The organism is Microbispora sp. H10949 (assembly GCF_014161435.1).
Lineage (GTDB): Bacteria > Actinomycetota > Actinomycetes > Streptosporangiales > Streptosporangiaceae > Microbispora > Microbispora triticiradicis.
In genome coordinates this window covers 284,206-308,946 of record NZ_JABBWZ010000008.1, presented here as the reverse complement: position 1 = coordinate 308,946, position 24,741 = coordinate 284,206, and the positions used below count along the sequence as shown (strand labels likewise).

The window sequence follows — 24,741 nt, the reverse complement described above, 5'->3', positions numbered from 1 at the left end:
GGGCTTGACGGACCGTTATGTTCCGCTGATAACTGGTACCCAGACCTCCGAGGCCGGCCCTCTCCGGGCCCCGCCTCGCGGTCCGACCATCACGCCGGGCCCGGGAGCCTCCCGGACCTCCCCGCGGTGGCCGCAAGCGTCGACTGCCCCATGGCAGTCATTGTTAACGCTAACATTGCGAGCCAATGAGGAAGGACCACCTAATGAGCCGGCGAAAAGAGAAGGTGCGCGGCGTCATGAGCGTCGTCGTCGCGCTCCTGGCGGTCGCGATGTCCCTGGTGGCCGTCGCCCCGGCACACGCGGCCGTCGGGATCACGATCAACGGCGGTTCCGGCGGCCGCACGTTCGACGGCGTCGGCGCGATCAGCGGTGGCGGGGGCAACAGCCGCCTGCTCGTCGACTACCCCGAGCCGCAGCGCAGCCAGATCCTCGACTACCTGTTCAAGCCCGGGTACGGCGCCTCGATGCAGATCCTCAAGGTCGAGATCGGCGGTGACACCAACTCCACCGACGGCGCCGAGCCGAGCCACCGGCACACCTCCGGCGACATCGACTGCAACCGCGGCTACGAGTGGTGGCTGATGGAGCAGGCCAAGGCCCGCAACCCCAACATCAAGCTGGTGGGCCTCGCCTGGGGCGCCCCCGGCTGGCTCGGCAACGGCAACTTCTGGTCGCAGGACACGATCAACTACCTGGTCGACTGGCTGGGCTGCGCGAAGAACAGTCACGGGCTGACCATCGACTACCTGGGCGGCTGGAACGAGAAGGGCCGCGACACGAACTGGTACATCAACCTCAACTCGGCCCTGGACTCCCGCGGCTACAGCAACGTGAAGATCATCGCCGATGACAACTTCGGCTGGGGCATGGCCGACGACGCGGTGAACAACAGCGCCTTCCGCAATGCGGTCGACGTGTACGGATCGCACTACGTCTGCGGCTACCGCGGCGCCCAGCAGAACTGTCCCAGTTCCACCAACGCGATCAACTCCGGCAAGGCGCTGTGGGCCAGCGAGAACGGCTCCGACGACTACAACGACGGGGCCAAGGCGCTGGCCCGCGGCATCAACCGCGACTACATCGACGGCAAGATGACCGCGTACATCAACTGGCCGGTGATCGCCGCGATCACCCCGAACCTGCCCTTCGCCACGATGGGCGTGGCGGTGGCGCCGCAGCCCTGGTCCGGTTACTACGCCGTCGGCAAGAACGCCTGGGCGATGGCGCAGACCACCCAGTTCACCGCCCCCGGCTGGAAGTACCTCGACTCCTCCAGCGGCTACATCGGCGGCAATCGCAACAACGGCAGCTACGTGTCGCTGAAGTCGACGAACAACACCGACTACAGCACGATCATCGAGACGATGGACGCCACCTCCGCCCAGACGCTGAACTTCAGCGTCACCGGCGGCCTGTCCACCGGCCAGGTGCACGTGTGGGCGACCAACCTCAACTCCGGCAACTCCGCCGACTACTTCGTCCACACCGGCGACCTCACCCCGTCCGGCGGCAACTACTCCCTGACCGTCCAGCCGGGGTACGTGTACTCGATCACCACCACGACCGGACAGGGCAAGGGCACCGCGACCAGCCCGGCCCGGGGGTCGATGGCCCTGCCGTACTCCGACACCTTCGACTCCTACGCCGTGGGCCGGGAGGCGAAGTACCTCATGGACATGCAGGGCTCGTTCGAGGTCGTGGGCTGCGGCGGCGGACGGTCCGGCCGGTGCGTGCGCCAGATGGCCCCGCGCCAGCCGATCCTGTGGACCGGCGGCTCCCACCCGTACGCCCTGCTCGGTGACCTGGGCTGGAGCAACTACACCGTCTCCACCGACGTGATGCTGGAGCAGAGCGGCTACGTCGAGGTCATCGGCCGGGCCGGCGCCCAGCACTCCTTCGGTCCCGAAGGGCTCAACGCCTACTACCTGCGGGTGACCGACGGCGGCGCCTGGCAGATCATCCGCAACAACGTCGACAACGCGATGACGACGGTCCGCAGCGGGAACGTCGCCGGGCTCGGCACCGGCCGCTGGCACACCCTGGCCCTGACCTTCTCCGGCAGCACGATCACCGCGAGCATCGACGGGACGCAGGTGGGCTCGGTCACCGACGGCACCTGGGGCGCGGGCCAGATCGGCGTGGGCACCAGCACGACCGAGACCGCGCAGTTCGACAACCTCACGATCACGCCGGGCCAGGGCGGCACCGGCAACGGCAACCTGCTGCGCGGCCTGGCGAGCGGCCGGTGCGTGGACGTGCCGAACCAGTCGCAGACCAACGGCACCCAGGTGGCGCTGTGGGACTGCAACGGCGGCACGAACCAGCAGTGGACCTACACCTCCGGCAAGCAGCTCCAGGTGTACGGCAGCAAGTGCCTCGAAGCCGGCACCGCCAACGGCGCCGCGGTCGTCATCAACGGCTGCTCCGGCGGAGCCTCCCAGCAGTGGAACCTCAACGCCGACGGCACCGTCACCGGCGTCCAGTCCGGGCTGTGTCTGGACGCCAACGGCGCCGGGACCGCCAACGGCACGAAGGTCATCGTGTGGTCCTGCAACGGCGGAAGCAACCAGCAGTGGAGTCGTAACTGACCCTGCCCGGTCCCTCGCCCCGGCGGTCCGCCGCCGGGGCCCGGCCGGTCCCCGCTCCCCCGCCCGGCCGTGCTCCGGGCGGGGGCCCGGCGTCTCCTGGACCGCGCCTCCGCAGGTCGAAGCGTTTCGACGAGAGACGTGCCGTCAGAGCGTGTCCGGCGTCGCCCTCTCCCGGCGCTCGCAGGCGGCGGCGAGGATGAGATAGGCGCTGGCCGTCCAGGTGTAGGCGCGGTCGCGGAGACCGGCGCCGCTGCGGGCGTCGAAGTTCTCCGCGAACCCCGACTTCTCGCACAGCATCCGGAAACGCGCGCTGATCTCGTCGGCCTGCTCCGCGTACCCGGCGCGGCGCAGACCGTCCTCGATCAGCACGGTCGAGGGCGCCCAGATCGGGCCGCGCCAGTAGCCGTCGTCCTGGTAGTGCGGGGAGGCGGGCGGCTCGGTGGCGAGCCCGAACTCGGTCAGGTGGGTCTCGATACCGGCGGCGAGCGCCGCGCGGACGGGTTCCGGCAGCTCGTCGCCGAGCACGATCGGCATCAGGTCGAGCAGGCTGGAGCTGGACCAGGTGCGTCCCGACAGGGCGCCCCTGGCGACGAACCGCTCGCCGTCCCACAGCTCCGCGAGCAGCGCCTCGCGCATCCGGTCGGCCTCCCGGCTCCAGGCCGCCGCCTCGTCCGTACGGCCGAGCCGGTCCGCGAGCCGGGCCAGTTCACGCATCTGCAGGACCAGGAAGGCGGCCAGGTCGGCGGTCTCGACGACGCGCTCGGGGTCGAAGGTGGTGGCGTTGTCCCAGCCGCTGTCGTTGCCGTGCTGGTAGTGCGCGAGCGGGCGGCCCGGCGCGCGCCGCTTCGTCAGCCAGAAGCCGGTCCACCGCTCCAGCAGCCGGTACGTCTCCAGCGGCTCCGCCCGCTCCGGCAGCCGGCGCAGCGCCCAGCCGTGGATGGGAGGCTTGACGAAGTTGTAGAGGATTTCGGAGTGGGTGACGGAGTCGGGCAGCGCGCCCGTGGCGTCCTGGTGGTCGAAGGGCACCCGGAACTGGTCCCACGCCAGCTCCGGCAGGCCGTCGGCGAGGGCGATGGCGTTGAAGCAGTGGTCCCAGCTCCACACCTTGTCCATCCAGTGCTTGGACATCAGCACGGCGGAGCGCGTGACGAACCCGGCCGGGCGCACCGTCGCCGACCACAGGACGTACGCCGCGAGTTCGGCGGCGGGCGTGCGGTCGCTCCGCCAGGGCGCCACCGCCTCGGCGAACGCGTCGAATTCGGCCCGGGCCGCCGCGACCACCTCGTCGAAGTCGCTCACGGCGGCGTAGGGGGCGCGGGCGGTCTCGTACTCCTCGACGGCGATCTCCCACGGCTCATCGTCGCCGGGCAGCACGACGCCGCGCTCGGCCGTGCCGAGCGCCTGCGCGCCCGCCGGCTCGGCCCGCCCGGCCAGCAGGGTGATCCGGTAGCGGCGCCCGGTCTGGTAGACGGTGAAGACCCACGAGCCGTCGCAGGGATCCTGGTAGAAGTACGGACCGCTGAACGGGGTCAGGACCGGGTCGGCCGCCTGCAGGTGCAGCCCGAGACCGTGCCCGCGCAGCCGTACGGTGTCGGGGTTCTCGTACGCGAGGTCGATCCGGCCGGTGTCGCAGGCCCAGGTGAGCAGGTGCGGCGCGGCGGTGACCACGGTCTCGGCGCGGTCGCCCGCCACGGCCGGCACCAGCCGCAGGATCGGGTGCATGCCGGTCTGGTGCGACACGAGATGGACGTCCCGCGCGTAGTTCTTCTCCCCGATCACCGGTGAGAAGCCGAACCAGGATCCGCGGAAGCTGAACGGGATCTCCTGCGGGGAGAACACCGGGCCTGCGGCGACGGTCATGAAGACGATGTCCCTTCTGTCCTGAGGAGAGCCGGCTGCCGGCGAAGAGGGCCGGTTCAGTGCTTCACCGCGCCGGCGGTGACTCCGGCGGCGACGTAGCGCTGGGCGACGACGAGGAGCACGGTGGCGGGGATCGAGGCGATCACGGCGGTGGCCATGATGGCGTTCCACTGCTGGTTGTTGTTGCCGATGTAGTGGTAGATGCCGAGCGTGATGGGCTGGTGGTCGCCGCCCTGGTCAAGGGTGCTGGCGAAGACGAAGTCCGACCAGGCCCACAGGAACGCGAACAGCGACACCGTGATGACGGCGTTGCGGCTTACCGGCAGCACGACCGACCAGAACGTGCGGGTCGCTCCCGCGCCGTCCACCCGGGCGGCCTGCAACAGCTCCTCCGGGATCCCGGACATGAACGTCGTCAGCACCAGCACCGCGAACGGCACCGCCAGCGTGGAGTCGGCCACGATCAGCCCGGGGAGCGTGTTGAGCAGGCCGGTGCTGAGGAAGATGGCGTAGAAGCCCATCGCCATGATGATCCCGGGGATCATCTGCGCGATCAGCAGCGCGAACGTCAGCGCCCCGCTGCCACGCGGGCGGAGCTTGGCCAGCGAGTACGCCGCGGGCGCCGCGACCAGCAGGGTCAGCGCCACCGTGCCGAGCCCCACGACCAGGCTGGTCGCGAGGTACGGCAGCTGCCGGTCGAGCACCTCGCGGTAGCCCTCCAGGGTGCCGTCGACGGGGAACCAGTTCGGCGGCGACTTGCGCATGTCCTGGTCGCGGGTGAAGGAGACGTTGATCATCCAGTAGACCGGGAACAGCATCAGGCCGGTGAGCGCCAGCCCGAGCGCGGTCTTCGCCGGGCCGCGGGAGCCCCTCATCAGAAGGCCTGCCTTCGCTGGAGACGGATGTAGACCAGCCCGAACACCAGGGCCATGACGATCAGCAGGTTGCCGACCGCGGCACCGGGCCCGAACGCCGGGAGCAGGTTGCCGAACCCCAGCCGGTACGACCAGGTCGCGAACGTGGTGGACGACCCGCTCGGCCCGCCCCTGGTCATGATCCAGATGATGTCGAACACCTTGAGCGTGTAGACCAGCCCGAGCAGCAGCGTGATCGCCGAGACCGGCCGCAGCAGCGGGAACGTCACCCGCCAGAACCGCTGCGCGCCCGTCGCGCCGTCCAGTTCGGCCGCCTCGTAGATCACCGGGTCGATGGCCTGCAGACCGGAGTACAGCACGACCAGGTTGAACGGGATGCCGATCCAGATGTTGGCGATGACGACCGACCACAGCGACCAGTCCGGCGAGGTCAGCCAGTGGACCGGAGCCGCGCCGAACGCGCCGAGGACGGCGTTGACGACGCCGGAGTCGCTGTTGAGCATCCACGACCAGGTGGAGGACGACACGATCAGCGGCAGCAGCCACGGCACCAGGAACAGCGCCCGCAGCGTCGCGGACAACCGGAAGTTCCGGTGGAAGAACATCGCGAGGGCGAGCCCGATGGTGAACTGGAAGGCCAGCGACACCACGGTGAACACCACCGTGTGCCAGAGCGCCGGCCCGAACGTCGGGTCCGCCACGACCTTCGCGTAGTTGGCCGTCCCGGTGAAGGGCGCGTCGCCCCGTACGAACGACCGCACGGTGTAGTCGCGCAGGCTCAGGTCGAGGTTGCGGTAGAGCGGGTAGGCGTAGAAGACCGCCAGGTAGACGACGACCGGAGCGAGGAAGGCCCACGCCGCCCACTGCCGGGACGGGGGCCGCGCCATCGCCCGGCGGCCGCGCCCCGCGGCCGGTGCGCGCGCGGCGGCGGGCGGCGCGGGCGCCTGTGTCACGTGATTCATGCTGTCCTTCGTCCGACGGGAGGCCGCGAGAGGATCTCGGAAAGGGGCCCCGGGGCGCCGATCCCCGGGGCCTGTCCATCACCCCCGCGGCCCGCGGCTACTGCGTGGCGCTCGCCGCGGCGGTCTGGGCGTCGGCCATCGCCTGCTGCGGGCTCTTCGAGCCGCTCAGCGCGGCCTGCACCGCGTTCCACATCGGCTCGGAGATCTTCGGATACTTGGTGCCGAGGTCGTCGCTGGTGCGGCCCTTGGCCGCCTTGACCGCGTCCACCCACACCTTCAGGCCCGCGTTCTGCTCCACCTGCTTGGCCTGCACCTCCTCGGTGGGCGCGATGTACGACAGGGTCGTCGTCGTGCTCAGGGAGTTGTCCGTGCTGGTCAGGCAGGCCACCAGCTTCTGGGAGACGGCGTAGCGGGCGGTGTCCTGCTGCACGGGGATGCTCACGAACTCACCGCCGGTCGGGGCGGGCGCGGTGCCGCCGTCCTTCGAGGGAACGGGGATGATGCCGTACTCGAACCCGGCCTTCTCGGCGTTGGCGAGTTGCCAGGTGCCGTTCTCGGCGAAGGCGAAGTCGCCGCCGGCGAACTCCTGCCAGCTCGTGGTCTGGGTGTTGTTGATCACCGAGTTGGGGGCGTACCCCTTCTTCAGCCAGTCGGTCCACAGCGCGACCGCCGAGACGCCCTCGGGTGAGTCGAGCTTGGTGAGCTGCGCGCCTGAGCCCCAGAACCAGGGCAGGAACTGGAAGCTGCCCTCCTCGGTGCCGATCGCGGAGAACGTGATCCCCTTCTTGCCCGCGGCCTTGACCTTCTCCAGGGCGGCGGTCAGCGACGCCCAGTCCTTGACCGACCCGATGTCCACGCCGGCCTTCTTCAGCACTCCCTTGTTGTAGTAGAGCGCGAGGGTGTTGGCCCCGATGGGGACGCCGTAGGTCTTGCCCCCGCTCTGCCCGGCCGCCAGCAGGTTCGGCGCGATCGTGGAGGTGTCGAGCTTGTTCTCCTCGGTGCTGGTGAGGACCCCGGCCTCGGCCAGCGTGGAGACCACCGGGTTGTCGACGATGAGCACGTCCGGCGCGTTGCCCTGCTGCGCGGCGAGCAGCGTCTTGTTCGTCAGGTCGGTGGTGTCGTACGCGGTGCGCTCGACCGTGACGCCCGCCTGGGTGCCGCATGTCTCCAGCAGCTTGACCCAGTCGGAGCTCTTGTCGTGCTGCGGGTAGGGGTCCCAGATCGTGTACGTCCCGCCGCCGGCGGCCTGGCTGCCGGACGCCTGGGCGCCCGCACCGGTCGAGTCGCCGGGCTCGTCGGACGAGGAGCATCCGGCGAGCCCGGAGGCGACCGCAAGGGCCGCAATAGCCAGACCGGCCACGTGCCGGCCCGGTGCCGCTGATCTCATGATCGTAACCTCCGCTGACGCGCGTTACGCGGCTGTTTCGTTGGATATCGAATCGGTTCGCATGAACATAGGCCTACATATCGCCGACGTCAATGGATACCGCCGAATCCACCCGCCGAGTGGCAGGCTCATCGGTTCGACCTAGGATGGACGCGGTCGGTCGGATCAGCGGTTGGTGGGATCAAAGGGGGCGCCGGTGAACATCGGGGAGATCGCCAGAAGGTCGGGCGTGGCGCGCAGCACCGTCTCCTACGCCCTGAGCGGCAAACGCCCGGTGGCCGAGGAGACCCGCCGCCGCATCCAGGCGGTCATCGACGAGCTGGGCTACCAGCCCAACGCCACCGCCAAGGCGCTCAAGGAGGGCAGGACCCGGACCATCGGCCTGGTCGTCCCCCCGGCCAGCCGGCGTCTGACAGACCTGCAGCTCGGGTTCGTCGCCAGCGTCGTCGACGCCGCCGCCCGCGCCGACCTCGACGTCCTGCTGTCGCCGTCCGGCGGGGAGCACGACCGTTCGTTCGAACGGGTGGTCAGCGGCAGGCGGGTGGACGGCGTCATCCTGATGGAGATACGGCTGGAGGACGACCGGGTCGCCCGCCTGCGGCGGAGCAGGCTGCCGTTCGTCGGCATCGGCCACACGAGCCGCCCCGACGAGATGTCCTGGGTGGACGTCGACTACGAGACCCTGATCTCCGGATGCGTGCACCACCTGGCCGACCTCGGCCACCGCCGGATCGCCCTGGTGAACCGGTCCGCCGAGCTGGTGGCCGCCGGATACGGCCCCGCCCATCGGGCCCAGGCCGGTTTCACCCGCGCCGCGGCCGAACGCGGGGTGGAAGGCGTGGAGGTGTGCTGCGCCGACGACGCCCGATCCGGGCAGTCCTGCGTCGAGCGGCTACTCGCCGGGGACCCCGGTCTCACCGCCATCGCGACCATCAACGAGGCCGCCATGCCCGGGATGTACCGCGCGATCGAGCGGGCGGGCCTGGCGGTGCCCGGCGACTTCTCCGTCACCGGCGTCTCGGCGCGCCTGTGGGCCGAGAGCCTGCACCCGCCGCTCACCGCCGCCGACATGCCCGCCGACGAGCTCGGCGCGCACGCCGTCGAGATGCTCATCCAGCGCATCGCCGAGCCCGCCACCCCCCACCGTCATCTCCTCGTCGCCCCGCCCATCTCCCTGCGCGGCACGACCGGCCCCGTACGTCTCCGGGAGCCGCGCGACCAGGTCTAGCGCCTGTATCGAAGTCCGCGGTGGGGTGTGGGCCGGTTTGAGGTGTGTCGTCGGGGAGTCGGAGAGGTCGTAGATCGACAACGTAATTCAGTAAGCGGCAGTTGATCGACGGGATCCGCTGGCGGGTACGGACCGGCGCGCCCTGGCGGGATGTGCCCGCCTGCTACGGATCCTGGTCAACGGTGTATGCGCTGTTTCGGCGCTATCAGCGAGACGGCATCTGGCAGCAGATCCTGACCACGTTGCAGGCGCTGGCGGACGCGGCCGGGCGCATCACCTGGGACGTCAGCGTCGATTCCACGATCGCCCGGGCGCATCAGCACGCCGCCGGGGCGCGGAAAAGGGGGATCTTCAAGCTGAGCCGCCCGGCGGCAGGGGCGGCACCGAGCCGGCCGATCACGGGCTGGGGCGTTCTCGTGGCGGGCTGACCACCAAGCTGCATCTGGCCTGCGAGCAGGGGCAGAAGCTGCTGTCGATCGTGCTGACCGCAGGGCAGCGCGGTGACAGTCCGCAGTTCACCGCGGTTCTCGGCGGTATCCGGGTGCCGCGCCTGGGCGTGGGGCGGCCCCGCACCCGCCCCGACCGTGTCCTGGCCGACAAGGCCTACACCTCCGCGGCCAACCGCGTCTACCTGCGACAGCGCGGGATCAAGGCCACCATCCCCAGCAAGGCCGACCAGGACGCCAACCGCCGTGCCAAAGGCTCCAAGGGCGGGCGGCCTCCCGCCTTCGACCCCGAGATGTACAAGCGGCGCCACGCGGTGGAGTGCGGCATCAACCGCCTCAAACGCCACCGCGCTGTCGCCACCAGGTACGACAAACTCGCCGTCCGCTACGAAGCCACGATCATCATCGCCGCGATCAACGAATGGCTCTGACCGACTTCGATACAGGCTCTAGCGCCGTGGCGGTAGCGCGATCACACTGTGACGATGCCGGACATCACCCAGCGCACCCGGTCCTTCGTCGTCCCCTGGCCGGTGGTCCTGATGACTGGTCTGGTAGTCGCTCTACTGCTGGCGTTCTCGGGCGCCTACGGCTTCCTGGGCGACGAGATGTACTTCGTCGTGGCGGGCCGGCATCCCGCCTTCGGCTACGTCGACCAGCCGCCGCTGACCCCGTTGCTATCCGCCGCCTCGGTGGGCCTGCTGGGCGTCTCGCCGACCGCGGTCCGGGTGCTGCCGGCCGTGGAGGCGGCGCTCGTCGTCGTCCTCGTGGCGCTCATCTCACGCGACCTCGGCGGGTCTCGGCGGGCGCAGTTCCTGGCGGCCGTCACGGCCGCCGTTTCCGGCTATCTCGCCGCTGGCCACATGGACACCACGACAAGTCTCGACCTGCTTGCCTGGGCGCTCATCCTGTGGCTGGCGGTCCGGCTTCTCGCCGGTGCCGACCGGCGCCTGTGGCTGGCGGTGGGCCTGACCGCCGGGATAGGGCTGCAGAACAAGGACACCCTGCTGTTCCTGGCCGCGGGGCTGGCGCTGGGCCTTCTCGCCGCCCGGCGCTGGGACGTCGTCCGTTCACCGTGGCCGTGGGCGGCCATCGGGATCGCTCTTCTGTTCTGGGCGCCGAACCTCGTCTGGCAGGCGATGAACGGCTGGCCCCAGCTCACCATGGCCTCGCGCATCGCCGGGTACGCGGCGGACAACCGCGCCCAGATCGTGCCGCTGCTCTGGCTCTTCACCGGTCCGATCCTGTTCACCGTGAGCCTCGCCGGAGCGGTCTGGCTCCTGCGTTCGAGGAACGCGGTCCCGTGGCGGGCGATCGGCATCGCGGGCCCCATCGCGCTCGTCCTCGTCGTCGCGACCGGAGGCAAGCCCTACTACGCGATCGGCACCGCGGCCGCGTACATGGCCGCGGGCTCGATCGTCGTCGACCGCTGGCTCGTACGCGGCCACGCCAGCATCAAGGGGACAATCTTCACCGCCGCCGCCTTGGTCTCGGGTCTGCTCCTCGCGTACCTGACCCTGCCGGTCCTGCCCCTTGCCACCTATGCCGCTAGCACCCTTCCGGCCACGGTGCATGACACCGCGAACCAGATCGGCTGGCCGGCGTTCGTCTCCACGGTTAAGGGCGCGGTGGCAGCCCTGCCCGCCGACGAGCGCGCCCGTGCGGTGATCCTGACCAACGACTACAGCGAGGCGAGCGCACTCGACCTGCTCGGATCGGAACTGCCCCCCATCTACTCCGGTCACAACTCGTACTGGTCATGGGGTCCGCCACCGGCTCAACGCACCGTCGTCGTCCACGTCGGCGACTGGCGGCCCGCCGACTGGAGCAGGTTCTTCGTCGGCTGCCGGGACGTGGCCCGGATCGACAACGGACTGGGCGTTCCGAACGGGGAGCAGGGCAAGGCCGTCTCAGTCTGCACCGGCCTGAAGTCGTCGTGGACCGCGATGTGGCCCGGACTCCGAACCATCAGCTGACGAATCGCCCGGCCTTTCGTCCGAGAACAATCCTGCCCCGGCATCTCCCGGTCGCGAGAGGATTTGATACAGGCTCTAGGAGAAGGTCGGGTACCCGTTGCAGTTGTAGCTGTTCAGCAGCTGGACCGACGAGATCTTGTCGTTGAACTTCCACTGCGGCGCGCCGAGGACGTCCACCTTCTCCCACGGGCGGATGCAGTAGCGGCGGTCCCTGAAGTCCCTGTCGTCGTAGACGACCCAGGCGAGCCAGGTGTTGTTCACGATCGAGCTCGCGCGGTCGGAGAACCCGATACTGCCGTTCGAGTACGTGAAGACGCGGTGCTCTCCCTCGTACCACGAGTCGTCGTAGAGGTAGAGCCCCGCGATCTCGCCCGGCTTGAGTTCGGCGTGTGCGGCGGGGGCGGCGGTGATCGTGCCGGCGACGGCGGCGGCCGCCGCCAGGCAGGTGATCGTCCTGGTCAGTCTCGACATGGTCTTCTCCCAGACAGTCGTCGTTTCCGTGTCTGGGAAGAGCCTGCCGGTCGCCGATTGGCCGCTACTTGGACAGCGCTTGGCGCCCGCTGGGCGGGCGCTCGTCACGTGGTCACAGGGCCCACTCCATCGGCGCGGGCGGGGTGAAGTCCGAGGTCAGCTCGACCGGCTTGCCCGTCTCGTACGACTCCCTGGCGGCGCAGAGGATCTCCACCACGTGGGCGGCCTGGCGGCCGGTGGCCCGGTGGGGGCGGTCCTCCCGGATCGCCGCGGCGAGGTCGCGCACCGCCCTCCCCCACTCCACCCCCTTCCACGGCTCCCTCAGCGGGGGCACCGGCTCGGGGTCGCGGCCCGGCGCACGGACCTCCACGGACGGGTCGAAGTCGTGCCAGCTCTCCAGCAGCAGCGAGCCGTCGTCCCCGTGGAACTCCACCCCCTGCTGCCGGGTGGAGCCGTTGGGCACGTAGAAGGAGCAGGTCAGGCGGAGCAGGACGCCGCCGTCGAACTCCACGTTGGCCACCACGTAGTCGGGCGTGGTGATCGTGAACTCGCTGCCGTCCAGGCGCGTGCGGCGGGGCCAGACGACGGAGGAGAACGCGGTGACCCGCCGGGCCGGTCCGAGTGCCGTCGTCACGATCGTGAGCGGGTAGACCCCGACGTCGAACAGCGGCCCCACGGCGTAGAAGCCGTCGGGCTCGGGGTGCCACGCCTCGATCCTGCCCCAGTTGACCTCGGCGAAGACGAGCCGCACCGGTCCGACGCGGCCCTCCCTGAGCAGCTTGAGCGTGGTCTGCTGGGCCTCGCCGAGGAAGGTCGCCGGGGCGCAGCCCAGCCGCAGGCCGCGGCTCTCCGCGATCTCCACGAGCCCGGCCGCCTCCTCATGGGTCAGCGCCAGCGGCTTCTCGCTGTGCACGTGCTTGCCGGCCTCCAGGCTGCGGCGGATCACCTCGTAGTGCGCCCGGTGGACGGTCAGGTTCACGACGATGTCCACGTCGTCGTCGGTGAGCACCTCGTCGAGCGTGCCGTACACCCGGCCGCCGTGCGGGGCCGCCAGCGCCTCGGCCCGCTCCGGCAGCACGTCCTGGGCGCCGACCAGGCGCATCTCCGGATAACGGGCCAGGTCGGCGGCGTACCGGGCCGCGATGTTGCCGCAGCCGACGATCGCCACGCCGGTGCTGTCGGAAGCCACGATCGCTCTCCTCTGATTTCAGTGAAACCACGACATCCCGCATGAAGCTACGCCGCCCTCACACGGGGGTCAATGAGCGATTAAGACCGATATATGACCCCTTGACGGGTGATGCGACCACGGCCTAACGTCGCGAGAAGGACGAAATTTCACTGAAATTTCAGGACATACACTGAGATCGGCCCCCTCGTGGAGGGCGTATGCGGCGGACGACGCGACGGTCCACCCTCAAGGAGGTGGCCGAGCGAGCCGGCGTCTCGATCGGCACGGCCTCCGCGGTCTTCGCCGGCAAGACGTGGGTCTCGCCCTCCACCGGTTCCGTGGTCCGCCAGGCCGCCGAGGAACTCGGCTACCGCCCGCGGGCCCGCCGACCGGCCGAGACCGGCATGATCGGGTTCGTGTCGTGGGTGAGCGAGCTGTTCTCCCCCGGCAACCTCTACTACGCCCCCGTCGTGTACGGCGCGCAGCAGGCGTGCGCGGAGCTCGACCTCTCGATGACGTACGAGGTGATCCAGCCGCAGGGGGACCGGCTGCCGCTGTGCGTCGAGCGTGGCCAGGTCGCCGGGCTGCTCGTGCTGAACGTCGGCGCGAGCCGCGACCACCTGGCGAGGATCCTCGACGCGGGCGTGAGCTGCGTCCTGCTGGAGCACGCCGTCATCGACCTGCCGGTGGACTACGTGCGCCACGACGACGAGACCGGCGGATACCTCGCCACCCGCCACCTCATCGGGCTCGGTCACACCAGCCCGCCACCGGCGATCATCACGGCGGGAGCGCACATCGTGCCCGCCGCCCGGCGGCTGGCGGGCTATCGCCGGGCCTGCGCCGAGCACGGCCTGGCCCCCGACCCGGCGTACGTGCGGCCCGGAGACTTCACCGCGCGGACCGGGTACGAGCAGATGACGGCACTGCTCGACCTGCCCACGCCGCCCACCGCCGTGTTCTGCGCCAACGACCTGTCGGCGTTCGGTGCGCTCGACGCGCTGCGGGAGCGGGGCCTGCGGGTGCCCGCCGACGTCAGCGTGATCGGATACGACGACGTGGCGATGGCCGCGCACGCCTCCCCGCCCCTCACCACGATCGCCTCCGACAAGGAACTGCTCGGCGCCCAGGCCGTCTGGCACCTCGTCCAGCGCATCCGCCGCCCCGAGACGACGAGCCGCGACACGATGCTCGGCGTCCGCCTCGTCGAACGCCGATCCACCGCTCCCCCGCACAGATGACCCGCCGCCGTCTTCGGGTCGAGTTCCCGGGCCGATGCGGCTGAGGCGGTGGCCGGGGTGACGCGGTTCACGGGCCGGCCAGCTGGTCGCGGCGGCGGACGAGGTACGCCGCCTCGGCCGTGTTGGCCGCGAGCGCGATGGCCCGGTCGTACGCCGCCCGGGACTCGGCGCTGCGGCCCAGCCGGCGCAGCAGATCGGCGCGGGTGGCGTGGAAGGCGTGGTAACCCTCCAGCGGCGATGCGTCCACCTGTGCCAGCGCCACCTGCGGGCCGTCGATCTCGGCGACCGCGATCGCCCGGTTGAGCCGCACGATCGGCGAGGGATCGAGGCGGACCAGGTGGTCGTAGAGCGCGACGACCTGAGACCAGTCGGTGTCGCGGACGTCGCGGGCGTCGGTGTGGACGGCGTTGATCGCGGCGAGGATCTGGTAGCGCCCAGGCGCCTCCCCCGAGGCGAGGCGCGCGCGGACCAGGGCATGGCCCTCGGCGATCAGCTCACGGTCCCAGGCGCCGCGGTCCTGCTCGCCGAGGGCGACCAGCTCGCCGCTCGCCGACACCCGCGCGGCCCGGCGCGCCTCCGTCAGCAGCATCAGCGCCAGCAGCCCGGCGGCCTCGCCGTCCGCCGGCAGCAACGCGCGCACCAGCCGGGTCAGCCGGATCGCCTCGGCGGTCAGATCGCCGCGGACCGGCTCCCTCCGGGGGTCCGAGGCCAGGTAGCCCTCGTTGAAGATCAGGTAGAGGACGGTGAGGACCCCGGTGACCCGGGCCGGGAGGTCCTCCCGGAACGGCACGCCGTACGGGATCCTCGCCGCCTTGATCTTCGCCTTCGCGCGCGTGATCCGCTGTCCCATGGCGGTCTCCTCGACCAGGAACGCGCGGGCGATCTCGGGCACGGTGAGCCCGCCGACCATCCGCAGGGTCAGCGCGATCCGCGCCTCCATGGCGAGAGCGGGATGGCAGCAGGTGAACACCAGGCGGAGCCGGTCGTCGTCGACGACGCCGAGCGGCTCGGGGGTGCCGGACAACATCAGCGCCTCCCTGTGCTTCTCCTCGCGTCTGACCTCACGCCGGAGCCGGTCGACGGCCTTGCGGTGGGCGGTGGTGGTCAGCCACGCGCCGGGATTCGGCGGGACACCCTCCGCGGGCCAGCGCTCGACGGCGGTCGCGAACGCCTCGGCGGCCATCTCCTCGGCGACGTCGAGGTCGCCGAGACGCCTGGCCAGGGTCGCGACCACCCGGGCCCACTCCTCGCGGTGGACCTGGGCGATCACCTCGTCGACGCCGGTCATTCGCCCAGGATCGGCCGCAGCTCGACCCTCCGGTTGCAGCTCTTCGACCCCGCGGCGGCGAGCCGCAGCGCCACGTCGAGGTGCGGCGCGTCGATGATCCAGAAGCCGATGATGTGCTCCTTCGACTCCAGGTAGGGCCCGTCGGTGAACACCGGCTCAGCGTCCCGGCCGTCGACGACGGTGGCCGCGCCGGGCGACGCGAGTCCCGCGGCGAACACCCAGTGGCCGTCGGCCTGGAGCCGCTCGTTGAAGACGTCGATCGCGGCCTGCTCCTCCTCGGTGGCGACGGCCGACTCGTTGAGCACGGACATCAGGTACTGCGCCATCGGGATCATCTCCTGTCGTCGTGTGGCGGCCCCCTCGGGCCGCCTGTCACCCCTGCTACGAACGCGGCCGTCCGGATCCGACACCCTCCGCTGAATTTCCTCGAAGAATTCTCGTACGGACCCGTCCCTGTGGGGGTGCGCCGGCCCGGGGCCTGTCCGCGGCACGGAGGTCAGCGCGCGCCGGCGAGGCCGTCGAGCAAAGCCGGACCTTGTTCCGAGTCACGCCGGATTCCGAGTCTCCGCCGCGAAGACGCGTGCGAGCTGATGGTCGATCAGGGCCACGGCTTCTTCGGGACTGCGCTGTCCGAGCAGGACGGTCGTCTGGATTCCGTCGGCGCCCGCCACCAGAAACGCGGCCTCGGCCGCGGCGTCGATGTCACGAGGCACCTGGCCCAGCTCCTGCCCCTGTGCGATCAGGCCGGCGAGAAGGTCCTCCAGCGCGCGCGGCGCGTCCCGGGCGACCTCGGCCAGCGCGGGGTCGGTCAGGAAGCGGACGAAGTAGGCGGCGTACACCACATGCCGGTTGCGCCGTTCCCTGTCGAGCGGGAGCAGTTCGAGCAGCACTCCTCGCACGATCGCCTGCGTCCCGGGCGCTTCGCCGAGCTTCGCGAGGCGTTCCCTGGCTCGTTGCTCGGCGTCCTCGTTGAGGATCTCCAATGTGCCGAGCAGCAACTGCTCGCGGGTGCCGAAGTAGTACTGCAGCAGCCGGGCGGAGACCTCGGCCTCGGCCGCGACCTGCCTCAAGGTGACGTCTTCCAAGCCACCGCGGGCGGCCAGGCGCCACACGGCCTCGGCGATCTGGCGGCGGCGCTGGTCATGGTCCACCTGTCGTGGCATGCCGTCCGTCCTTCGAACCTGTTTTTGTGGTGCGATCGTACCAACATGGGTTATGGTTCGATCGCACCACAAACCGTTGGGGTGCGCCGGGGCCTTCGCCAGGACCCCTATGAACCGAGAGGAGACAAGCGCGCATGAAACACGTCACCGTGCTGGTCATCGGCATGTTGCTGCTGGTCCTGGGAGCACAAGGCGCCATCCGGCTGCTGGCGGACCATGGAGACGCCGGACTGCTCACATGGCTGCCCGGTGGATTCGCCGTACGTCTCGCTTGCTACGCGGTGGCCGTCGTCGCCGGAGCGGCGCTGGCCGGCTGGGGCAGCAGGAAGGCCAGGCAGGGCGGACACGGGCAGTGACCCGCGCCACCCAAGCCGGGCGACCGGCCTGCGATCGGGACCTTGAGGCCGCTCGGTTGTAAAGGCTTCTACCAGGGAGAAGGAAACCATCCCACCGTTGTCAACCACACTTGGCGATCATATAGTCACTCATTGTAATGTCCGGTCCATGGCAACACTTGATCACGAGACCCTCTTGGGGATCGTCCGCAACCGCCCCTTGCTCGCGGTCGAGCTTCTCCGGGCCGCCGCGTTCGTGGGTGAGGACGAGCCGGCCGACGGGGAGGCGATCGTCCTTCGCTTCCCATGGACACGCCTCGCCGGCACCGAGGAGCCCGCTCTCGCCGCCCGCTATCGCGAGATCATCGCCGCGGCCCGCCGAACCCGCGCGAACCTCGGAGAATCCATGTTCGGGGAGCTGATCGCGTTCGTGAACGCCCGCATCGAGGAAGGCATGCATCAGACGGACCTGGCCGCGGAGACGGGCGTGCGTGACTGGAGGGCCGAGCAGGACCTGCAAGCGAAGCGGGAGCGCGTGGCGTTCCTGGAGTCCGTCCTCCTCGACGATCTCTACCTGGCGGTCGAGGAGCACACCCAGGCGGAGCACCTGCTGAAGCTGGAGGCCTCCGCGTACAGCTGGCACGACGACTACCAGGACGACTGGCGCGCCTGAGCTACGCGGGGTTCCGGCGCTTCTGATCGCAGGACCGGCGCGGAGGCGAAGAGATGCCCCGATCCCGCCGACCACGCGATGATCGGGAATCGCGGCCGCTGCCGCCGCATGCTCGTCCGCGAAGTGCGATTCCCCTTCGCCGATTTTCGGTCTACCCTGCGAGCCGCGATCCAGAAGACCGCCGCCAACGATAACGACAGGCCGAATACCACATGCGACGCCCGAACAAAGGGACGTATGGCCGTTGGCGGCCGCCTGCCGGCTCTTCGGCGATGCCCGTAACCACGATTCAGGCGCTCCAGAGAGCCGGAAGCATGGACCCTCCCATCGGCGCGGAGTGGCCTACTGTGGCCAGCCGGGAACTTTCCGTAAGTGGCCTATTTACAACTATTAACCTACCGGTCACCATATGACCGTGGCCGCACTCCCTCGCTGATCAGCGACTGGCACCCGAAAAGTTCAATCAATGCGGATTGGTATCCGCGCGCGCCGACATATGAGGAGAGGACGTTCCGGGCGGCGCAATCACAGAGATTTGCACGGCCAGTGATCCCGAATTCGTTGCGGCATAACGCCGCACCAGAAGGAATGACACCGTGAGAATGACGCGAGGAGTCCGGGCCGCCGTGTGCGCGGTGGTAGCCGGTGCGATGCTGGTGGCCGGGACAGGGACGGCGTCCGCCGCGCCCGGGGTCACCCCGGCGAACGTGACGCTGAGTTTGAGTCCGGGCGAATCAACAACGATCGCCAAGACTGTGTCCACTCCGGCGATCCCGCCCAAGCCGGATATCACGTTCCTGATCGACACGACAGGGAGCATGGGCGGGGTCATCTCGAACGTGCGGACCAATGCGAACACCATCTTGTCCAACGTCGCTTCGGCGCAGCCGGACGCACAGTTCGCGGTTGTCGAGTACAGGGACGTGGTGGCGGACGCGACGTCGTTCCGGGTGGCGCAGAATCTCACCGCGGACCAGGCCGACGTCACCAGCGGTATCAACTCGCTGGTCGCGTCGGGCGGCGGCGACCTCCCCGAGGACGGCATCAACGGGCTGTTCCAGGTCGCGTCCGGGGCGGTCGGCTTCCGGCCCAACAGCACCCGGATCGTGTTGCTGATCGGGGACGCCCCCAGCCATGACCCCAGCAACGGCCATACGCTGGCCAACGCGATCAGCGCCCTGCAGGCAGCCGACATCACCGTGCTCGCGTTCGACCTGGCCGGGCTGAACTCGACCGGGCAGGCGACCGCGATCACCGATGCCACGGGTGGACAGCTGTTCTCCGGTCTGAACGCCTCGCAGGTCAGCGACACCATCCTGGCGGCCCTGCACAACCTTCCTGTCACGGTCACCCACCAGTTGCGCGACTGCGACCCGAACCTGTCGGTCACCCTGACTCCGGCCAGCCGGACGGTGACCAGCGGCGACGACGCGACCTTCACCGAGGTCGTCACCGTCGGCGCCGGAGCCGTGCCGGGAAGCACCATCAGCTGCAAGGTGGACTTCCTGCTCAACGGCGTCCTGTCACCGGGCTTCACCGAAACGATCAGCGAACACGTCCCGAAGGCGACTCCGTCGATCGCCACGACGCCATCGGGCGAGGCGCCCGCGGGCGGGAACGTCTCCGACACCGCGACGCTGACCGGCGGGTACCACCCGACGGGCACCGTCACGTTCCAGTTGTTCGGGCCCGGCGACACCACCTGCGCGACGCCCATCGCGACGCGTACCGGGACGGTGTCGGGCAGCGGTACGGCCGCGTCCGGGAACGTCGCCGCGGGCGGGGTGGGCACCTACCGCTGGGTGGCCTCCTACAGCGGCGACGACGCCAACAACCCGGCCACCTCACCGTGCGGCGACGAACAGGTCGTGGTCGTCAAGGCCACCCCGGGCATCGCCACCACCCCGTCGGGGTCCGTGCCGGCCGGCGGCGTCGTGTCCGACACCGCCACCGTCTCCGGCGGGTTCCACCCCACCGGCACCGTCACATTCAAGCTGTACGGCCCCGGCGACACCGCCTGCGCGACGCCCATCGCCACCCGCACCGGCACGCTGTCCGGCAGCGGCACCGCCGCATCCGGCAGCGTGACCATCGGCGCGGCCGGCACCTATCGGTGGACCGCCACCTACAGCGGCGACGCCGACAACAACTCCGTCACCTCACCGTGCAGCGACGAACAGGTCACCGTCACGCCGCAGCGGCTGACCGGACGGGCCTACGGCCTGACCGCCTCCGCCTCCCTGGCCGGCATCCAACTGGTCAACATCGCCCCCGTTCCCGACACCGGCCACATCTCCACCACCTCGACCAGCACCACCTCGGTGCCCTGCACGGCCACCCTCAGCGGACTGATCAGTGCGCACGCCCTGTGCGCCAAGGTCGCGACCACCGAGTTCCCCGGCAGATCCGTGGCGACCGCCTCCATCGACGACACCACCATCGGGATCACCGGCATCCCGGTGATCACCGTCAAGGCCGTCAACTCCAGCTCCACCACCACCTGCGCCGGATCCGCCGGGACCACCACGATCGCCTTCCTCAAGGTCGGCAGCACGGTGGTCATCGCAGAACCCACCACTATCCAGCCCAACACCGCGGTGGACGTCGGCGTCGTCAAGCTCGTCCTCAACGAGCAGACCCCGTTCTCCACCCCCGACAAGGGCCTGACCGTCAACGCGGTCCACGTCACCGTCGACGCCCTCGGCCTGGCCAGGACCAACGTCGTCCTCGCCTCCTCCGAGAGCGACATCGGCAACTGCCCATGACCCGGCCCACCTGAACCGATCGATCCCGAGGCCGGGCGAACACCGCGGATCCGCCCGGCCTCGGCCGCGCTTCAGGCGAACCTGACCCTCAAATCGGTCGAACCGGACGACTCGGTCTTCTCTGACGGCGCGACCGTTGCCCTGGCCGGGTGCGGGGTGCTACTCGCGATGCCGATCACCGGGCGGCCGACTGCGGTTCGGTGACGGGCCCGGTGGTCCCGGTGTTTCCGGCCGTCGTGGAGGCGGGGTTCTTCGGGCCGCGCAGGGTGACGTAGACGAACAGAGCACCCATGACGGCGACGCCTGCCCACATGGCCTGCTGCCAGCCGTCGACGAAGGACTGCTGGGCGGCGTGGAGCAGGTCCCGCGCGTACGAGCCGGCGCCGCCGGCCACCTCGACGGCGTTGGCGATGCCTTCCCGGGCCGTCCTCGCGGCCTCCGGCGGGATCCCGTCCAGCCTGTCGTCGATGGCGCCGCGGTAGCCGGCGGACAGCAGCGCGCCGAGCAGGGCGACGCCGAGGGCGGTCCCGAATTCGCGGGTGACGTCGTTGAGTGCGGAGGCGACGCCCTGCTTCTCGCGCGGCAGGGAGCCGGTGATGGCCTCGGTGGAGGGCGTCATCGACAAGCCCATCCCGATGCCCATGGCGAGCATGCCGGGCAGGATGGTCAGGTATCCCCCGTCGGCGGAGACGAAGACGGCCATGAGAGCGAGTCCGGCGCCGCCCAGCGCGACGCCCGCGGCCATGGTCGGACGGGAGCCGATGCGTACGGCCAGCTTGGGGGCGAGACCGGAGCTCGCCATCATCGTCACGGCCATGGGCATCAGAGCCAGCGTGGACAGCAGCCCCGACCAGCCGAGGACGGCCTGGAGGAACGGGAAGAGGACCACGGCTATGCCCGCCTGGACGCCGAAGACCACCAGCAGTGTGATCGAGCCACCGGCCAGACCACGCTCACGGAACAGGCGCACGTCCAGCAGCGAGGCGTCCCGGCGGCGTAGTTCCCAGGCCACGAAGCCGACGGCGGCGACGAGACCGGCGGCGAGGCCGACCAGAGTCGCGGGCGCGGTCCAACCACGCTCGGGACCCTCCTGCAGGGCGAAGATGAGCCCGGCGACCGCGACCATGGACACCAGTGCGCCGACGGAGTCGAAGCTGTGGGCGGACCTCTCACGGGAGTTGGGGACCGACTTCAGCGTCATGGCCAGGGCCACGACGACCAGGACCACGGGCAGGGCGAACAGCCAGCGCCAGTCGGCGACGTCGACCAGGAGCGCGGAGAGGAACATGCCCAGGACGCCGCCACCTCCGGCGACGCCGGTCCACACACCGATCGCCGTGCCGCGTTCCTCCTCGGGGAAGGTGGAGGTGATGACGGCGAGAGTGATGGGCATGACCATCGCGGCGCCGATTCCGCTCGCCGCGCGCGCGGCGAGCATCACCTCGGCCGTCGGAGCCAGGCCCGCCGCGACGCCCGCGATGCCGAAGACACTCAGACCGGCGACCAGCATGGGCTTGCGGCCCAGCCGGTCACCGATCGCGCCGAGCGGCAGCAGCAGCGCGGCCAGGGCCAGAGTGTAGATGTTGATGATCCACAAGATGGTGTTCTGCGAGGCGCCGAACTCGACGGCCAGGTGCGTCTGGGCGACGTTGAGTCCGGATACCGACGCGATGACGGCCATCAGCGCGATGGAGACGGCGATCAGAACGGCGCGCAGCCGACGCGCATCCAGTGCGGCTCCGCCGTCTCCGTCAGCGGCCGCCACCTGTGCGGGCTGGTTCGTGCTCATGTGGTCCTCTCTCACTTCCTGATGCGTGGCCCCGGGTAGCTTGGGAGCCCGCTGCGCAGGACCCTAGGCCGCCATTGCTGAGTAGGCATAGGATGTTGCGCATGGAGCAAGAAAGTGGGGACCTGGACAGCCTCGTACGCAAACGCCTCCGCGCCCTGCGGGTGGCGCAGGGCTGGTCCCTGGAAGAACTGGCCACCCGGGCCCATCTCAGCCAGTCCTCACTGAGCCGCATCGAGAACGGTCAGCGTCGCCTCGCCCTGGACCAGCTCGTCACCCTCGCCCGCGCCCTGGACACCACCCTCGACCAGCTCGTCGAGACCGCCGCCGACGACGTCGTCATCAGCCCGATGATCGACGGCGCCCACGGCCTGATGCGCTGGCCGGTGAAGGGCGACCCCGGCATCAGCGTCGTGCGCCAGCGCATGACCGAGCCACCGCCCGACAACCCCTCCCGCATGCGCGCCCACCCCGGCCGGGAATGGCTGGTCGTACTCTCCGGCACCGCGGTCCTCATGCTGGGCCACCGGCGCCTGCGTGTGGAGACCAACCAGGCCGCCGAGTTCCCCACGATGATTCCGCACGCCATCGGCGCCGAAGGCGGCCCATGTGAGATCATCGGGATCTTCGACCGCGACGCGCGCCGCGGCCACCAGCGCGACGACGGCGGTGATCGCGACACCCCCGGCAGCTGCGACTGAACTCGCCGCAGCCACCTCGGCTGTGCCAGAACCGCGCCCCCGGAGGGTCAGGCGGGGGCGGGGCCGCGGGTTTCGCGGAGGTGGCCGCCGGAGAGCTCCAGCCACCGCTCGATCCCGATCTCGGCGAGGAACCGCTCGTCGTGGCTGACCACCACGAACGCCCCCTCGTAGGCGGTGAGCGCGCTCTCCAGCTGTGCCACGCTCACCAGGTCGAGGTTGTTGGTCGGCTCGTCGAGCAGCAGAAGCTGAGGGGCCGGCTCGGCGCGCAGCACGCAGGCCAGCGTGGCGCGCAGCCGTTCGCCGCCCGACAGCACGCCCACCGGCAGGTGGGCCCGCGCCCCCCGGAACAGGAAGCGGGCCAGCAGGTTCATCCGCTCCGCCGGAGGCATGCCGGGGGCGTAGGCCGCCAGGTTCTCCGCGACCGTGCGGTCGAGGTCGAGCAGGTCGAGCCGCTGCGACAGGTAGGCGACCCGGCCGTCGGCCCGCCGCAGCGTGCCGCCGTCAGGTGCCAGGTCGCCGCCGACGATACGCAGCAGGGTGGACTTGCCCGCGCCGTTGGGACCGGTCAGCGCGATGCGCTCGGGACCGCGGATGGTCAGGTCGAGACCCGGTCCGGCGAACAGGTCGCGGGCCCGCAGTCCTTCGCCGTGGAAGACCGTGCGCCCGGCGGGCACGTTCGTGCCCGGCAACTCCAGTGTGATCCGCTGGTCGTCGCGCAGCGCCCGCTCGGCCTCGTCGAGCCTGGCCCTGGCGTCGCCGACGCGGGCGGCGTGCATCTGGCCCGCCCGCCCGGCCGCCTCCTGCGCGCCGCGCTTCATGTTGCCGGCGACGATGCGCGGCAGGCCGGCGCTCTTGAGGTTGCGGGCGGCGTTGCCCGCCCGTCGCTCGGCGCGCTCGCGGGCCTGCTGCATCTCCCGCTTCTCCCGTTTGAGCTCCTGCTCGGCGCTGCGCACGGTCCGCTCGGCGGCCTCCTGTTCCGCCCGTACGGCCGCCTCGTACGCGGTGAAGTTGCCGCCGAAGAAGCGGATCTCGCCCTGCTCCAGTTCGGCGATGCGGTCCATGCGGTCGAGCAGGGCCCGGTCATGGCTGACCACGAGCAGGCAGCCGGTCCAGTCGCCGAGCACGTCGTAGAGCCTGCGCCGCGCCGCGAGGTCGAGGTTGTTGGTCGGCTCGTCGAGCAGCAGCACGTCGGGCCGCCGGAGAAGCTGGGCCGCCAGGCCGAGCGAGACGACCTGGCCGCCGCTCAGCGTGCCCAGCGTGCGGTCGAAGGCGAGGTCGCCGAGGCCGAGCCGGTCGAGCTGGGCGCGGGTGCGCTCCTCGATGTCCCAGTCGTTGCCGATCGCGGTGAAGTGCTCCTCGCTCGCGTCGCCCGACTCGATGGCGTCCAGGGCGGCGATCACCGGGGCGATGCCGAGCACTTCGGCCACGGTCAGGCCGGCGGTGAACGGCAGGTTCTGCGGCAGGTAGCCGACCTCGCCCTCGACGGCGACGCCCCCGGCGGTCGGCCGGTGCTCGCCGGCGATCAGCTTGAGCAGCGTGCTCTTGCCGGCGCCGTTGGGGGCGACGAGCCCGGTACGGCCGCCGCCGACGGTGCAGGACAGGCCGGTGAAGACGGGCGTGCCGTCGGGCCAGGAGAAGGACAGGCCGGAGCAGACGATGAACGCGTCAGACATTGGAGAGACCTCGGTGTGTGACCCGGGCGTGCGGAGAAGCCCGGTGAGACGGGAATTGGAGAAACGACGACATGAGGCCACGCCGACAGCGGTCAGTCACACGCCTGCCGGGGCCGTCACCCTCCGGTATCACCCGGAGATGTCGTCGTCAC

Annotated in this window: 21 protein-coding genes; 10 read left to right on the top strand and 11 right to left on the bottom strand. The window is 70.3% G+C overall.

What is annotated here, in order from left to right:
- The first annotated feature begins 203 nt into the window (after positions 1-203).
- Entirely contained in the window at positions 204-2,588 is a 2,385-nt protein-coding gene (locus HHX40_RS22575; RefSeq protein WP_182882204.1) for a ricin-type beta-trefoil lectin domain protein, read from the top strand.
- A gap of 144 nt (positions 2,589-2,732) precedes the next feature.
- Here HHX40_RS22575 and HHX40_RS22570 read toward each other — a convergent pair whose 3' ends face one another.
- The 4 genes from HHX40_RS22570 to HHX40_RS22555 form a co-directional block, all read right to left on the bottom strand.
- Positions 2,733-4,448: an amylo-alpha-1,6-glucosidase gene (locus HHX40_RS22570; protein WP_182882203.1), complete on the bottom strand. Its 1,716-nt coding sequence runs from the start codon at positions 4,446-4,448 to the stop codon at positions 2,733-2,735.
- A 56-nt stretch (positions 4,449-4,504) separates the two neighbouring features.
- Positions 4,505-5,323 (bottom strand): carbohydrate ABC transporter permease, encoded by an 819-nt coding sequence (locus HHX40_RS22565; protein ID WP_182882202.1) that lies wholly within the window; start codon positions 5,321-5,323, stop codon positions 4,505-4,507.
- On the bottom strand, positions 5,323-6,285 hold the full coding sequence (locus tag HHX40_RS22560) for a carbohydrate ABC transporter permease (protein WP_138462426.1): 963 nt from the start codon (positions 6,283-6,285) through the stop codon (positions 5,323-5,325). Before HHX40_RS22560 ends, HHX40_RS22565 begins: the two co-directional genes overlap by 1 nt.
- 97 nt (positions 6,286-6,382) lie before the next feature.
- Positions 6,383-7,672 (bottom strand): sugar ABC transporter substrate-binding protein, encoded by a 1,290-nt coding sequence (locus HHX40_RS22555; protein ID WP_182882201.1) that lies wholly within the window; start codon positions 7,670-7,672, stop codon positions 6,383-6,385.
- A gap of 196 nt (positions 7,673-7,868) precedes the next feature.
- Between HHX40_RS22555 and HHX40_RS22550 the strand changes: the two genes are divergently transcribed.
- The 4 genes from HHX40_RS22550 to HHX40_RS22540 all read left to right on the top strand — a co-directional run bounded on the left by HHX40_RS22550 (position 7,869) and on the right by HHX40_RS22540 (position 11,322).
- A complete protein-coding gene (locus HHX40_RS22550) occupies positions 7,869-8,900 on the top strand; it encodes a LacI family DNA-binding transcriptional regulator (protein WP_182882200.1) in 1,032 nt (343 codons plus the stop codon).
- A gap of 101 nt (positions 8,901-9,001) precedes the next feature.
- The gene (locus HHX40_RS35875; protein WP_220499456.1) at positions 9,002-9,328 is read left to right on the top strand and encodes a transposase; all 327 of its coding nucleotides are present in this window, start codon (positions 9,002-9,004) and stop codon (positions 9,326-9,328) included.
- The gene (locus tag HHX40_RS35870) at positions 9,304-9,777 is read left to right on the top strand and encodes an IS5 family transposase (RefSeq protein ID WP_310738237.1); all 474 of its coding nucleotides are present in this window, start codon (positions 9,304-9,306) and stop codon (positions 9,775-9,777) included. Before HHX40_RS35875 ends, HHX40_RS35870 begins: the two co-directional genes overlap by 25 nt.
- 54 nt (positions 9,778-9,831) lie before the next feature.
- Positions 9,832-11,322, top strand: a complete 1,491-nt coding sequence (locus HHX40_RS22540) for an ArnT family glycosyltransferase (RefSeq protein ID WP_182882199.1) — start codon at positions 9,832-9,834, stop codon at positions 11,320-11,322.
- Between the two features lie 75 nt (positions 11,323-11,397).
- Here HHX40_RS22540 and HHX40_RS22535 read toward each other — a convergent pair whose 3' ends face one another.
- Positions 11,398-11,793, bottom strand: a complete 396-nt coding sequence (locus tag HHX40_RS22535; protein ID WP_182882198.1) for a peptidase inhibitor family I36 protein — start codon at positions 11,791-11,793, stop codon at positions 11,398-11,400.
- Between the two features lie 112 nt (positions 11,794-11,905).
- On the bottom strand, positions 11,906-12,982 hold the full coding sequence (locus tag HHX40_RS37840) for a Gfo/Idh/MocA family protein (RefSeq protein WP_182882197.1): 1,077 nt from the start codon (positions 12,980-12,982) through the stop codon (positions 11,906-11,908).
- A 200-nt stretch (positions 12,983-13,182) separates the two neighbouring features.
- On the opposite strand from HHX40_RS37840, the gene HHX40_RS22525 reads away from it, so the two are divergent.
- Positions 13,183-14,205, top strand: coding sequence for a LacI family DNA-binding transcriptional regulator (locus HHX40_RS22525; RefSeq protein WP_182877356.1), 1,023 nt, complete (start codon positions 13,183-13,185; stop codon positions 14,203-14,205).
- A 67-nt stretch (positions 14,206-14,272) separates the two neighbouring features.
- On the opposite strand, the gene HHX40_RS22520 is transcribed toward HHX40_RS22525, so the two are convergent.
- The 3 genes from HHX40_RS22520 to HHX40_RS22510 form a co-directional block, all read right to left on the bottom strand.
- Positions 14,273-15,493 carry an RNA polymerase sigma factor gene (locus HHX40_RS22520; RefSeq protein WP_182882196.1) on the bottom strand — a complete coding sequence of 407 codons (1,221 nt, stop codon included), beginning with the start codon at positions 15,491-15,493 and terminating at the stop codon, positions 14,273-14,275.
- Positions 15,490-15,819 carry a YciI family protein gene (locus HHX40_RS22515; RefSeq protein WP_182882195.1) on the bottom strand — a complete coding sequence of 110 codons (330 nt, stop codon included), beginning with the start codon at positions 15,817-15,819 and terminating at the stop codon, positions 15,490-15,492. Before HHX40_RS22515 ends, HHX40_RS22520 begins: the two co-directional genes overlap by 4 nt.
- Positions 15,820-16,038: 219 nt before the next feature.
- The gene (locus tag HHX40_RS22510) at positions 16,039-16,656 is read right to left on the bottom strand and encodes a TetR/AcrR family transcriptional regulator (protein WP_182882194.1); all 618 of its coding nucleotides are present in this window, start codon (positions 16,654-16,656) and stop codon (positions 16,039-16,041) included.
- Positions 16,657-16,790: 134 nt separating this feature from the next.
- On the opposite strand from HHX40_RS22510, the gene HHX40_RS22505 reads away from it, so the two are divergent.
- From HHX40_RS22505 to HHX40_RS22495, 3 genes are all read left to right on the top strand, one after another.
- The gene (locus tag HHX40_RS22505; RefSeq protein ID WP_182882193.1) at positions 16,791-17,012 is read left to right on the top strand and encodes a hypothetical protein; all 222 of its coding nucleotides are present in this window, start codon (positions 16,791-16,793) and stop codon (positions 17,010-17,012) included.
- Positions 17,013-17,160: 148 nt separating this feature from the next.
- Positions 17,161-17,664: a hypothetical protein gene (locus tag HHX40_RS22500; protein WP_182882192.1), complete on the top strand. Its 504-nt coding sequence runs from the start codon at positions 17,161-17,163 to the stop codon at positions 17,662-17,664.
- 602 nt (positions 17,665-18,266) lie between these two features.
- Positions 18,267-20,429 carry a vWA domain-containing protein gene (locus HHX40_RS22495; RefSeq protein WP_259403866.1) on the top strand — a complete coding sequence of 721 codons (2,163 nt, stop codon included), beginning with the start codon at positions 18,267-18,269 and terminating at the stop codon, positions 20,427-20,429.
- Positions 20,430-20,604: 175 nt separating this feature from the next.
- Here the strand turns inward: HHX40_RS22495 and HHX40_RS22490 are convergent, their stop codons facing one another.
- Positions 20,605-22,218: an MFS transporter gene (locus HHX40_RS22490; protein ID WP_182882190.1), complete on the bottom strand. Its 1,614-nt coding sequence runs from the start codon at positions 22,216-22,218 to the stop codon at positions 20,605-20,607.
- A 101-nt stretch (positions 22,219-22,319) separates the two neighbouring features.
- Here HHX40_RS22490 and HHX40_RS22485 point away from each other — a divergent pair, with 101 nt between their 5' ends.
- Positions 22,320-22,916, top strand: coding sequence for an XRE family transcriptional regulator (locus tag HHX40_RS22485; RefSeq protein ID WP_182882189.1), 597 nt, complete (start codon positions 22,320-22,322; stop codon positions 22,914-22,916).
- A 47-nt stretch (positions 22,917-22,963) separates the two neighbouring features.
- Here HHX40_RS22485 and HHX40_RS22480 read toward each other — a convergent pair whose 3' ends face one another.
- On the bottom strand, positions 22,964-24,589 hold the full coding sequence (locus HHX40_RS22480) for an ABC-F family ATP-binding cassette domain-containing protein (protein ID WP_182882188.1): 1,626 nt from the start codon (positions 24,587-24,589) through the stop codon (positions 22,964-22,966).
- Positions 24,590-24,741: the final 152 nt, after the last annotated feature.

Bases quoted from the DNA above. Each gene is read 5' to 3' on its own strand.
- HHX40_RS22575 (WP_182882204.1), top strand. From the start codon at position 204: ATGAGCCGGCGAAAAGAGAAGGTGCGCGGCGTCATGAGCGTCGTCGTC.
- HHX40_RS22570 (WP_182882203.1), bottom strand. From the start codon at position 4,448: ATGACCGTCGCCGCAGGCCCGGTGTTCTCCCCGCAGGAGATCCCGTTC.
- HHX40_RS22565 (WP_182882202.1), bottom strand. From the start codon at position 5,323: ATGAGGGGCTCCCGCGGCCCGGCGAAGACCGCGCTCGGGCTGGCGCTC.
- HHX40_RS22560 (WP_138462426.1), bottom strand. From the start codon at position 6,285: ATGAATCACGTGACACAGGCGCCCGCGCCGCCCGCCGCCGCGCGCGCA.
- HHX40_RS22555 (WP_182882201.1), bottom strand. From the start codon at position 7,672: ATGAGATCAGCGGCACCGGGCCGGCACGTGGCCGGTCTGGCTATTGCG.
- HHX40_RS22540 (WP_182882199.1), top strand. From the start codon at position 9,832: ATGCCGGACATCACCCAGCGCACCCGGTCCTTCGTCGTCCCCTGGCCG.
- HHX40_RS22535 (WP_182882198.1), bottom strand. From the start codon at position 11,793: ATGTCGAGACTGACCAGGACGATCACCTGCCTGGCGGCGGCCGCCGCC.
- HHX40_RS22525 (WP_182877356.1), top strand. From the start codon at position 13,183: ATGCGGCGGACGACGCGACGGTCCACCCTCAAGGAGGTGGCCGAGCGA.
- HHX40_RS22520 (WP_182882196.1), bottom strand. From the start codon at position 15,493: ATGACCGGCGTCGACGAGGTGATCGCCCAGGTCCACCGCGAGGAGTGG.
- HHX40_RS22515 (WP_182882195.1), bottom strand. From the start codon at position 15,819: ATGGCGCAGTACCTGATGTCCGTGCTCAACGAGTCGGCCGTCGCCACC.
- HHX40_RS22510 (WP_182882194.1), bottom strand. From the start codon at position 16,656: ATGCCACGACAGGTGGACCATGACCAGCGCCGCCGCCAGATCGCCGAG.
- HHX40_RS22505 (WP_182882193.1), top strand. From the start codon at position 16,791: ATGAAACACGTCACCGTGCTGGTCATCGGCATGTTGCTGCTGGTCCTG.
- HHX40_RS22500 (WP_182882192.1), top strand. From the start codon at position 17,161: ATGGCAACACTTGATCACGAGACCCTCTTGGGGATCGTCCGCAACCGC.
- HHX40_RS22495 (WP_259403866.1), top strand. From the start codon at position 18,267: ATGACGCGAGGAGTCCGGGCCGCCGTGTGCGCGGTGGTAGCCGGTGCG.
- HHX40_RS22490 (WP_182882190.1), bottom strand. From the start codon at position 22,218: ATGAGCACGAACCAGCCCGCACAGGTGGCGGCCGCTGACGGAGACGGC.
- HHX40_RS22485 (WP_182882189.1), top strand. From the start codon at position 22,320: ATGGAGCAAGAAAGTGGGGACCTGGACAGCCTCGTACGCAAACGCCTC.
- HHX40_RS22480 (WP_182882188.1), bottom strand. From the start codon at position 24,589: ATGTCTGACGCGTTCATCGTCTGCTCCGGCCTGTCCTTCTCCTGGCCC.